We start from the raw sequence: 9,618 nt of genomic DNA, 5'->3' as shown, positions 1-9,618 counted from the left end.
CCCCCACCAGCGTCACCAGCGGCAGCTCCCCGCTCCAGCGCCCGGCGATGACCCCCGCCTGCAGCCGGCCCCGCGCGACGGCCGCGCCCGCGGCCCACTGCTGCTGCCCATCGAAGAACTGGCCGAAGCTCTGGTAGCCGGCCGTTACGCCGTCGCCGGCAGCCCCGTTCACACTGGTCGCGGGGTTCCACCACGCCGCCAGCGCCCCCTCGGCCCCGGCGGCGCCGGTGCCGCCCATGCCGTCGCCGCGCGCGTCGTGCGGCCGCGCGAACACGTCGTAGGTGCCGGAGTAGGGCACACGCTCGAACTCCTCGGCGGCCGCGGCTGGGAGGGCCGCCGCCAGCATCATCAGCAGGGTCGATGTGCACAGGGTCATCTTGCGCAGGATCGCGGTCATCATCGTCTCCCGTCGGCGGTGGGTCCGCTCGTCAATGTCCTGGACAAAATCGCTCTTGTTGGCTGAAGATCCAGTCGAAACCGGTCCTTCCCCGTCATCCCGGAGGTGAGCGATGCCCCCCGTCTCGGTGAACTACCTGGCCGTCCTGGCCTGCGCGGTCCTGTCGCTGGTGATCGGCGGCGCCTGGTTCTCGCCCGGCCTGTTCGGCAAGGCCTGGATGGCCGGCATCGGCAAGACCAAGGAGCAGGTCGCGGCCGACTACAAGCCGGTCACGATGGTCTGGGCCTTCCTGTCCGGCGCGGTCATGGCGCTGACCCTGGCCGTGTTCGTCGGCTGGGCCGGCGCGACCTCCTGGCTCGACGGCGCGCGGGTCGGCCTCTACGCGGGCCTCGGCCTGGCGGGCATGGTCACCGGCGCCAACCTGCTGTTCGAGGGCCGCTCGCTGAAGCTCTACCTCGTGCTGGCCCTGCACGACGTGGTCGCGCTGGCGCTGATGGGCGCGATCCTGGGCGCCTGGCGCTGACGACCCGTTCAGCCGGCGAGGTCGGCGCGCAGCTTCCCGAGGCGCCCGCCGACCACGCCGGCGATCCGCTCGAGGGTCGCGGTTCCTGAACCGCCTGCGCCGAGAGAGCGCGCCAGCGGCACCGCCGCCGCCTCGACCCGCGCGCACATCTCCGCGGCGACCGTGCGCAGGTACTTCGGGTTGATGTCGATCGCGGCCGAGAAGCGGTCCCAGTGCCGGCCGCCGATGCTCCCCGTGCGGTATTCCCCGCCGATCTTCTGGGCCTGCCGGCGCGCCAGGCCGCCGTACACCTCGGTACAGACCAGATCGTAGAACGGGGCCAGATGCGGCCCCCGATCGTCGTCGAGGTCGCCGTGCAGCAGCGACACGTTCTTCGCGTGGGCGTCCGCGTTGCCGATCACGTAGTTGAACAGGACCCACTTCAGGAGCTCCCGCTTGTCGGGCAACGGGGAGCGGCTGCCGCGGGCGAGGACCTCGAACATCGCCGCCAGCGAGGGGCCGCCCTCGTTCTCGTACTTCATGTCCGGCGGCAGGCCGAGGGCCTGGCAGAAGTCCTCCTGGTGGAGCCGCCGCACGGTGCCGTCGGCGTCCGTGCGCCGGTCGTACCGCTCGACGATCAGGATCGGCGTCGCGGTCGCCGCCATCTGCGCGGGGGGCACGTCGAGCCCGACGCCGCGGGCCAGCGTTAGGCAGAACAGCTCGTTCTGCACGAGGTCGGGGAAGCCGCCGCTCGCGATCTTCAGCAGGTGGGTGCTGGCCCGGTTCCCGCTCGGCAGCGAGAGCCGGCCGTCGGCGAAGTGGACGGGCAGCTTGTCCTGCGCGCCCGCCAGCGACAGCCGCAGCTCCCGGTCCTGCATCACCAGCGCGAGCAGGGAAGGCCGGGGGGTCGCAGCGATCGTCTCCTCGAGTTCGTCCCAGGGCAGCGGGATCAGCTTGCCGGCCTGGGCGCCAGCCGCGTGCTCGGGCAGGATCCGCAGGGCCCCGGCGCAGTCGCCGCCGATCCCGTTCAGCAGGGCGAAATCGTTGCGCTCCGACACGCCGAGCCTACGGGCGACGTGCCCGCGGATGTCACCCTCTGGGAGCAGATTGGCGAACCAGGACCTCGCAACGTCCCCATCGAACGCCTCCGGCTGCAAAGGCAGCGACAGCGAAATCGGGCGTGGCCGGGCGGACGACAGGTAGGTCGCCGCGTACCGGAAGGACATGGCCCGCATCCCCGTCTCCGCCAGATGGCCGACGAGCACCTCGTCCCAGAACACGCAGAGCGTTCTCATGTGATCCTCGATCAGTCGTTGGCCGCGAGCAGTCGGATGCCTAGGGCGTTCAGCACCTGCAACAGCTTGTCCAGTCGAACGGTCGGTTTCCCGTTTTCCAGCTCCGAGAGGAACCGCACCCCCACGTTCGTCAGGCCCGCCGTTTCGACGAGGGTCAGGCCGTCGCGCTTCCTGCGCTCTCGGATGAGCTTCCCGAGGTCCTCTGGAGTTTGGATCCTGATGGCCGGCCTTGACGTGGTCATGAGCGCCCCTCGCTTGAATTTCCCGATCGGGTAAATTAGCGATGATTTCACCAAAATGTCAACAATTTTTCCCGATCAGGAAAATAAAGCGGCCCCGCCTCCTCCCGGAAGCGGGGCCGCAAGCTTCGAACCTCGCGATCAGTGCCCGCCGGGATGCCCCGGGTCCGACGAATCCGGCATCGCGATCCCGATCTTCATCAGCGTCGAGAACCCGTCGGGCCCCCGCACGTCCAGGATCAACTCGCCCATGCCGTAGCTATCCATGTAGCGGCGGTACAGCGGGCCCAGGTCGAAGACGGGCGACTGCTCGAAGTAGGCGTCGCAATCCTCGGCCAGCTCGTTCACTAGCGTGACGACGGCCCGCGGCGGCTGCGACTCCAGGAACTCGCCCGACATCCACAGCGAGAAGGGGTGCTCGGGCGAGCAGCCCGAGTAGCCCACGTGGAAGGTCATCAGCGAACCCTGGACCGACGCGTCCATGAAGTTCCAGGGCGCCACGTGCAGGTCGTCGGGCTGCAGGTCGGTGAACCAGATCGGCTGGGCGGACGGCGGCGGGAACCAGTCGGGCGCCACGCCGAAGTTCGCGTCCAGGAAGCTCTGCACCACGCCGTCGGGCCCGGCGACGATCATGACCGTCAGCGGGTTCGGCGTCGTGAACACCAGCGGCATCGGCGTCATCTCGTAAGTCTCGAAGGCGACCTGGTAGATGCCGGGCTCCCACAGCGGCGCCTCGTAGCGCCCGTCGAAGCCGGGCGACGCGGCGTACCAGTAGTCGCCGGGGCCGGTCACGATGATCGTGCCGGCGGTGAAGGGTTCCTCGCCCTCGCCGGGATGGCTGTCGTAATCGCGGTCCAGGAAGCAGACCCCGCCCAGGCGCGCCTGGCCGGGATCGCCGCCGAGGTCGGCGCGCGCGGCGAAGGCGAACGAGCCCAGCGACGGGTCCTGGAAGATCCAGGTCTTCGCGTCGGACGCCTCGCCGGGGGCGAGCAGGCCGTCGTCGCCGATCAGCCCGGCATAGTCGTAGCCCCACTCCATCCAGACGCCGCTCGAATCGACACCGGCCGGCCAGACGGGATCGTCGCCCGGCACGACGTCGGCATTGAGCGGTGCGACGTCAGCCGGCGTGAACCCGGACAGCCAGACGGTCAGCGGCACGCCGATCGTGCGGTCCGACAGGTTGCGCACGTTCACGTCCAGCGACACGGTCCCGTCGGCGGGGTCGGTCACGAGGTTCGCGCCCTCGAGGCGCAGCAGCACCGGCGGTCCCCAGGGGATCGGGATGGTCATGTCCTTCAGGGCGAAGGTGCCGCCGCCGGGATCCAGGACGTTGTCCTGGTCGTCGGGCGCGGGCGACGTGGAATCGGAGCAGCCGGAGAACAGGCCCAGCACCAGCAGCAGCGACAACAGCAGCAGCTTGGCCAAGCGCGCGGAGCGCAGCATGACGGACCTCCAGCGAGGCAGAAGGTTACCAGGGGTGGCAACAAACATCCGGACTCATGATACGGCACCGATCGTGAAAAGACCATCCCCGTCGTCATTTACGGCTTGCCCCAGGGTAAGGCGCGGCCTATTTTGGCGCCGGTCGCGCCACGGAGGTGCGCCGCCAACCCCGGAACAGGCTTCCCCGAAAAGGCTTATCGATGTCACGCCAGATCTTTTTGCGCGCCGCCGCCGTCCTGCTCTCCCCCCTGCTGCTCGCCCTGGCCGCCGCCGCCCTGACCCACCCCTGAATTTCGGAACTATCCATTCGGCTAGGAGTTCGCTAGGATCCCCCGGTCCGTGTGGAGCCGCCGTCGCCGAAAGGAGCCCGTCATGAAGAGGGCCATGCTTGCCTTGACCGTCCTGGTCGCGCTGCTGTCCGTCTCGCTGCCCGCCGTCGCCGGTCTCGACGGCCCGCGCGTCCCGACCCCGACCGCCCTGGACCTGAAGCCCTACGCCGGCCGCGTGGTCTACGTGGATTTCTGGGCCTCGTGGTGCCAGCCCTGCCGCTCGTCCTTCCCCTGGCTGCGCGAGCTGCAGAAGAAGTACGGCGAGCAGGGCCTGACCGTGCTGATGGTGAACGAGGACCACGACCGCAAGGCCGCCGAGGCCTTCCTCGCCGAACTCGGGGGCGACCTGCAGGTCATCTGGGACATCGAGGGCAAGCTCGCGACGGCGTACGGCATCGAGGGCATGCCGGCCAGCTACCTGATCGACCGCAGCGGCCGGCTGCGGACGAGCCACATCGGCTTCGAACCGAAGAAGTCCGGCGAGATCGAAGCCGAGGTCACGACCCTGCTGGCCGAGTAGGCGCCGGCCGAAGTGCTGCAGGTAGTAGGGGTGCCCGATGCGGCGAAGAAATAGGACCGCCCTGACGGCGGGGCTCGTGCTGGCGGCGTCCCTGCTCGGCGGCTGCGCCAGCCTCGGCGTCCAGCCCTGGGAGCGCGACCTGCTCGCGCAGCGCTCGATGCGGCTGGACGGCGACCCGGTCACCGCCGCGCTCGACGAGCACATCTACTTCAGCAAGGAAGCCTCCACCGGCGGGGCCGGGTTCGGGGGTGGCGGCTGTGGCTGCAACTGAACGCACCTTCCGCTCGATCCGCGGGGCGCTGTCGGCGGCCTGCGCGCTGGCGGGCGTCGGCGGCGTCGCGACCTCGCACGCCACCGAGGTCGAGACCGCGATCCTCGGCTACACGGAGCCCAACCGGGTCTCGGCCCTCGAGACCGTCCTGCAGGCGCGGCACGACTTCGGCTCCGGCCGGCTCGCCAACTTCAAGGTCGTCTACGACGCCCTGACCGGCGCCTCGGCCAGCGGCTCGGTGCCGAGCGCCGCGGTCCAGACCTTCACGCGACCGTCGGGTCGCGGCAGCTACACGACCGCGCCCGGCGAGACGCCCCTGGACGACACCTTCCGCGACGCGCGCGTCGCGGTCAGCGGCGGCGCGACCCTGCCGCTGGGCCGCCTGTCCACGGTCTCGGCCGGCCTTTACGGCTCCGGCGAGCACGACTACACCTCGCTGGGCGCCAACGCCTCGTTCACCCGCGACTTCGACCGCCGCAACCGCACGCTGAGCGCCGGTGTCTCTTTCTCGCGGGACACGGTCACGCCCGAGGGCGGCCGCCCCATCCCCTTCGCCCCGATGGCGGCGACCGGCCCGGACCAGCCGCGGCTCGCCGGCGACGGCAGCAAGGACGTCGCCGACGCCATGCTCGGCCTGGTGCAGGTCATCGACCGCGCCACCCTCGTCCAGTTCACCTACTCGCTGAGCCGGGTCACGGGCTACCAGACCGACCCCTACAAGCTGGTCAGCGTGGTGGACCCGACGAGCGGCGCGCCGGTCGACCAGCTCTTCGAGAACCGCCCCGACGCGCGCACCAAGCACATCCTCTTCGGCCGCGTGAAGCGGCAGCTGTCCCACGGCGTCGCCGACCTCTCCTACCGCTTCATGACCGACGACTGGGGCATCGCCTCGCACACCATCGAGCTGCGCGACCGCGTCGCGCTGGGCGGCGGCGGCAAGTACCTGCAGCCCCACGTGCGCTTCTACCGCCAGTCGGCCGCCGACTTCTACGCCCGCTGGCTGCTCGACGGCGCCGCGCTGCCCGACCACGCCACGGCCGACTACCGGCTCGGCGAATTCGGCGCCTGGACGTTCGGACTGGAGCACGGCCGCGACATCGGCCGCGACCACCGCCTGACCGCGCGCGTGGAGTACTACCGCCAGTCCGGCGACGGCCACCCCGCCGGCGCGCCCGGCGACCTGGCGGGCTTCGACCTGTTCCCGGTCGTCGACGCCTGGATCTTCCAGGTGGGCTACTCGTTCGGGTCCTGAGGTGACCGTCGTCGTGCTGCGCCGCGGCGACCTGCTGGTCGGGACCTTCACGGCCATGGGCGGCCCCTGCGAGGTCTTGTTCGAGAACTGCAACGAGGCGTCGGCCCGGCGCCTCTGCGACCTCGCTGCCGCCGAAGTCCTGCGCATCGAGCGCAAGTTCAGCCGCTACCGCGACGACAGCGCTGTCGGGGCGATCAACGCTGCCGGCGGCGCCCCCGTCCGCATCGACGACGAGACCGCGCGGCTGCTCGACCTCGCCGCACAGTGCCACGCCCTCAGCGGCGGCCGCTTCGACGTCACTTCGGGCATCCTACGACGCGTCTGGAAGTTCGACGGGAGCGACCGCCTGCCCTCGCGCGGGCGGGTCAAGGCGCTGCTGCCGCTGATCGGCTGGGAGAAGGTCGCCTGGCACAACCCGGTGATCACGCTGCCGGCGGGCATGGAGATCGACCTCGGCGGCCTGGGCAAGGAGTACGCGGCCGACCGTGCGGCCGACCTGCTGGCCGCGGCGGCGCCGGCCGCCGCGCTCGTGAACCTGGGCGGCGACCTGCGCGCCACCGGCCCCCGCAGCGACGGCGCGGCCTGGCGGGTGGGGGTCGAAGACCCCGGCCGCGAGGACCACGCCGAACGCATCCTGGAGATGAAGACCGGAGGGCTGGCCACCAGCGGCGACGCGCGGCGCTACCTGCTGCGCGGCGGCGTCCGCTACGGCCACCTGCTGAACCCGCGCACGGGCTGGCCGGTGCGCGACGCCCCGCGCGCGGTGACCGTGGCGGCCCCGACCTGCACCGAGGCCGGCGTGCTGGCCACCCTGGCGATGCTGCACGGCCGCGACGCCGAGGCCTTTCTGGACGGCCAGGGCGTCACCTGGTGGTGTCATCGCTGAAGCGGGGTATCGCTGCGCATGACCAGCGACGGTTGCTGGCGAAGCCGGCTGGCGCGGATCAGGCACAAGCCAGTTCCATGACAGAGCCTTCGACTGGTCCATGCGCCTGTCAGGGCTCGCCACCCCCGAAACCGATCCGTCGCCGCCTGGGCACGGCCGCAGGACTCATCAGGCGCCGAATTGCCTCCACCAGAGCCACAATCTGTTGATCGTGCGAGCCGAGCCGGTGTTCCAGCTCCTCCAGGCGCCGGCCTAGTTCTGCGTGCTGAAGAACCGCTTGCCGAAGCTTGACGAATGCTCTCACCACGAACACGCTCATTTCGACCGCTCGTTGCGAGTTGAGCACGCTCGCCGCCATGATGGCGCCATGTTCTGTGAACGCGTACGGTAAAGCCTTGGAGTACTTCAATCTAGACAGGTGGTCGCAATTTGCGACCACCTCGTCTTTTTCGATACCAGTCAGTTCGAACATGAAGTCCGCAGGAAACCGTCCCCTGTTGCGCTTCACCTGCTCGTTCAGCCGCTTCGTCGGCACTCCATAGAATGCAGCAAGGTCCGCATCGAGAATGACCTTCTCACTACGAATGAACAATATTCGTTGCTCCACATCTCCTACGCGTAGTTCACGATTTGAGTCCTTCACCCTCCTGCGTACCCTTCTGGGAGGCCTGTTTCACCCGTCCAGCTCTACCAGACTAGCAAGCCGCGGGCTCACGCGAGCCAGCGCTCCGGTGCGCCAGCATGGGCGGGTAGTCGCCGCGCGCCCGGGTCGAGGGGTTGTGGATGTGGTCGAGGATCTCGCGCTCGGCGACGAAGCGGACGCCGTCGTCGCCGAGCGCGCTTTAGTGCGGGGTGACGTCGCCGGTGATGCGGCCGCGCTCGACGCCGAGGCCCAGGAAGTGGGGCGGCGCCGGCCGTTCGGCCGTGGTCATCGCGGGTCGTCTTTGGTCAACCGCCGAAGTGCTTCGCCGCGACGTTCCAGTCCACGACGTTCCACCAGTTCTCGACGTACTTGGGCCGCGCGTTGCGCGTGTCGATGTAGTAGGCGTGCTCCCAGACGTCGATGGTCAGCACGGGCTTCTTGTCGGACGTGATCAGCGAGCCGGCGTTGCTCGTGCTCACGATCTCCAGCCCGCCGTCCCCGGCCTTCGCCAGCCACGTCCAGCCCGACCCGAAGTTGCCGACGGCCGCCTTGCCGAACTGCTCCTTGAACGCCGCGAAGGAGCCGAAGGCCTTGTCGATGGCCGCGGCCAGGGCGCCGGACGGCGCGTCGCCGACCTTGGGGCCCATGCCGTCGAAGTAGAACGTGTGGTTCCAGACCTGGGCCGCGTTGTTGAACACGCCGCCGGCCGGGGCCCGGCGGATGATGTCCTCGAGCGACAGCTTCTCGAACTCCGTGCCCGGGATCAGGTTGTTCAGGTTGGCGACGTAGGCCGCGTGGTGCTTGTCGTGGTGGAATTCGAGCGTCTCGGCCGAGATGTGCGGGGCGAGCGCGTTCTTCGCGTACTTCAGATCGGGCAGGACGTGGACCATGACGGTGTCTCCTCGCTTGAGATGGTCATCCGGGATTGCGGCTTCGTTGCGGGTTCCAGGATAACGCCGCGCCGCCCCCCCGGCAACGGTCCCGAACGGGGACAAGCCCCGCTCCGGGGCCTATATTGACCGTATCCTTCGGCTGTAGACCGGCTCCCTCAGATCAGGATGGTGCTCCCATGTCGTCGATCCACCGTCCGCTCGTCGCGGTGTTGCTCGCGGCCCTGCTCGTGCCGGCCATCGTGGCGGCCGACGAAGCTCCGGTCGACGTTGCGGCGCTGGAGGCCGAGCTGCGCGCCGCCGAGACGGACTTCGCCAAGTCGATGGCCGACCGCGACCTCGCGGCCTTCACGTCGTTCCTGGCCGAGGACGCGGTTTTCTTCGGGGGCCGGGGGATCATGCGCGGGCGCGAGGCGGTCGCGGCCGGGTGGGCGCGCTTCTTCGAGGGGGACGAGGCACCCTTCGCCTGGGCGCCCCTGGACGTGGCGGTGCTCGCTGCGGGGGATCTTGGCCTGTCGAGCGGCCCGGTCACCGCGCCCGACGGCTCGCCGGCCGGCTTCTTCACCTCGACCTGGCGGCGCACGGTCGCCGGCCGCTGGGAGATCGTGCTGGACCGCGGGTGCCCGCCCTGCGCCGAGTAGCGCGGGACGGTCACTTCTTCTTGTCGGTCCCCTTGCCGGTGGCCGCGTCGTGCAGCTTGACCTCGACGCGGTTCGCGGCGTCGATCCCCGCGTAGTACTCCTTCAGGATCGCCAGCACCTCGGGCCGCGAGAACTCGGCCGGGATCTCGCCGCCCTCGCTGAGGCCCTTGCGCAGGGCGGTGCCGGAGAGGAACAGGAGGTCTTCCTTGCCGTGGGGGCAGGTGCGCATGGAGATCATGCCGCCGCACTTGTAGCACCAAAATGTCCAGTCGATGGGCAGCATCTCGATCTCGAGCGAGCCCGCGGGGAT

General features: G+C 69.8%; 13 protein-coding genes. 6 read left to right on the top strand and 7 right to left on the bottom strand.

The window, feature by feature from the left end:
• Window positions 1-397: hypothetical protein (locus Q7W29_13425; protein MDO9172822.1), on the bottom strand; the 397-nt coding region annotated here is incomplete at its 3' end.
• A gap of 112 nt (window positions 398-509) precedes the next feature.
• Here Q7W29_13425 and Q7W29_13420 point away from each other — a divergent pair.
• Window positions 510-920, top strand: coding sequence for a DUF1761 domain-containing protein (locus tag Q7W29_13420; GenBank protein ID MDO9172821.1), 411 nt, complete (start codon window positions 510-512; stop codon window positions 918-920).
• A gap of 8 nt (window positions 921-928) precedes the next feature.
• Here Q7W29_13420 and Q7W29_13415 read toward each other — a convergent pair whose 3' ends face one another.
• The 3 genes from Q7W29_13415 to Q7W29_13405 form a co-directional block, all read right to left on the bottom strand.
• Window positions 929-2,194: a type II toxin-antitoxin system HipA family toxin gene (locus Q7W29_13415; protein MDO9172820.1), complete on the bottom strand. Its 1,266-nt coding sequence runs from the start codon at window positions 2,192-2,194 to the stop codon at window positions 929-931.
• A gap of 11 nt (window positions 2,195-2,205) precedes the next feature.
• Window positions 2,206-2,415, bottom strand: a complete 210-nt coding sequence (locus Q7W29_13410) for a helix-turn-helix domain-containing protein (GenBank protein MDO9172819.1) — start codon at window positions 2,413-2,415, stop codon at window positions 2,206-2,208.
• Window positions 2,416-2,574: 159 nt separating this feature from the next.
• Window positions 2,575-3,876 carry a hypothetical protein gene (locus tag Q7W29_13405; GenBank protein ID MDO9172818.1) on the bottom strand — a complete coding sequence of 434 codons (1,302 nt, stop codon included), beginning with the start codon at window positions 3,874-3,876 and terminating at the stop codon, window positions 2,575-2,577.
• Between the two features lie 372 nt (window positions 3,877-4,248).
• Between Q7W29_13405 and Q7W29_13400 the strand changes: the two genes are divergently transcribed.
• The 4 genes from Q7W29_13400 to Q7W29_13385 are packed head-to-tail and all read left to right on the top strand — an operon-like array spanning window position 4,249 to window position 7,134.
• On the top strand, window positions 4,249-4,725 hold the full coding sequence (locus Q7W29_13400) for a TlpA disulfide reductase family protein (GenBank protein MDO9172817.1): 477 nt from the start codon (window positions 4,249-4,251) through the stop codon (window positions 4,723-4,725).
• Window positions 4,726-4,762: 37 nt separating this feature from the next.
• Entirely contained in the window at window positions 4,763-4,996 is a 234-nt protein-coding gene (locus Q7W29_13395; protein MDO9172816.1) for a DUF4266 domain-containing protein, read from the top strand.
• Window positions 4,983-6,248 (top strand): DUF3570 domain-containing protein, encoded by a 1,266-nt coding sequence (locus tag Q7W29_13390; GenBank protein ID MDO9172815.1) that lies wholly within the window; start codon window positions 4,983-4,985, stop codon window positions 6,246-6,248. Before Q7W29_13395 ends, Q7W29_13390 begins: the two co-directional genes overlap by 14 nt.
• Window position 6,249: 1 nt before the next feature.
• Complete coding sequence (locus Q7W29_13385; protein MDO9172814.1) at window positions 6,250-7,134, top strand: FAD:protein FMN transferase; 885 nt, start codon at window positions 6,250-6,252, stop codon at window positions 7,132-7,134.
• 109 nt (window positions 7,135-7,243) lie between these two features.
• Here Q7W29_13385 and Q7W29_13380 read toward each other — a convergent pair whose 3' ends face one another.
• Complete coding sequence (locus Q7W29_13380) at window positions 7,244-7,726, bottom strand: ORF6N domain-containing protein (GenBank protein ID MDO9172813.1); 483 nt, start codon at window positions 7,724-7,726, stop codon at window positions 7,244-7,246.
• A 356-nt stretch (window positions 7,727-8,082) separates the two neighbouring features.
• Window positions 8,083-8,667, bottom strand: coding sequence for a superoxide dismutase (locus Q7W29_13375; GenBank protein MDO9172812.1), 585 nt, complete (start codon window positions 8,665-8,667; stop codon window positions 8,083-8,085).
• Between the two features lie 179 nt (window positions 8,668-8,846).
• On the opposite strand from Q7W29_13375, the gene Q7W29_13370 reads away from it, so the two are divergent.
• Entirely contained in the window at window positions 8,847-9,308 is a 462-nt protein-coding gene (locus Q7W29_13370; GenBank protein ID MDO9172811.1) for a nuclear transport factor 2 family protein, read from the top strand.
• Between the two features lie 10 nt (window positions 9,309-9,318).
• On the opposite strand, the gene sat is transcribed toward Q7W29_13370, so the two are convergent.
• Window positions 9,319-9,618 (bottom strand): sulfate adenylyltransferase (gene sat / locus Q7W29_13365; protein ID MDO9172810.1); only part of this gene is annotated, 300 nt, incomplete at its 5' end.

It is taken from the genome of bacterium, from assembly GCA_030654305.1.
GTDB lineage: Bacteria > Krumholzibacteriota > Krumholzibacteriia > LZORAL124-64-63 > LZORAL124-64-63 > PNOJ01.
Note: the sequence above shows the minus strand (reverse complement) of the source record. Positions and strands in the feature narration are given on the sequence as shown.

Bases quoted from the DNA above. Each gene is read 5' to 3' on its own strand.
- Q7W29_13420 (MDO9172821.1), top strand. From the start codon at position 510: ATGCCCCCCGTCTCGGTGAACTACCTGGCCGTCCTGGCCTGCGCGGTC.
- Q7W29_13415 (MDO9172820.1), bottom strand. From the start codon at position 2,194: ATGAGAACGCTCTGCGTGTTCTGGGACGAGGTGCTCGTCGGCCATCTG.
- Q7W29_13405 (MDO9172818.1), bottom strand. From the start codon at position 3,876: ATGCTGCGCTCCGCGCGCTTGGCCAAGCTGCTGCTGTTGTCGCTGCTG.
- Q7W29_13400 (MDO9172817.1), top strand. From the start codon at position 4,249: ATGAAGAGGGCCATGCTTGCCTTGACCGTCCTGGTCGCGCTGCTGTCC.
- Q7W29_13395 (MDO9172816.1), top strand. From the start codon at position 4,763: ATGCGGCGAAGAAATAGGACCGCCCTGACGGCGGGGCTCGTGCTGGCG.
- Q7W29_13375 (MDO9172812.1), bottom strand. From the start codon at position 8,667: ATGGTCCACGTCCTGCCCGATCTGAAGTACGCGAAGAACGCGCTCGCC.
- Q7W29_13370 (MDO9172811.1), top strand. From the start codon at position 8,847: ATGTCGTCGATCCACCGTCCGCTCGTCGCGGTGTTGCTCGCGGCCCTG.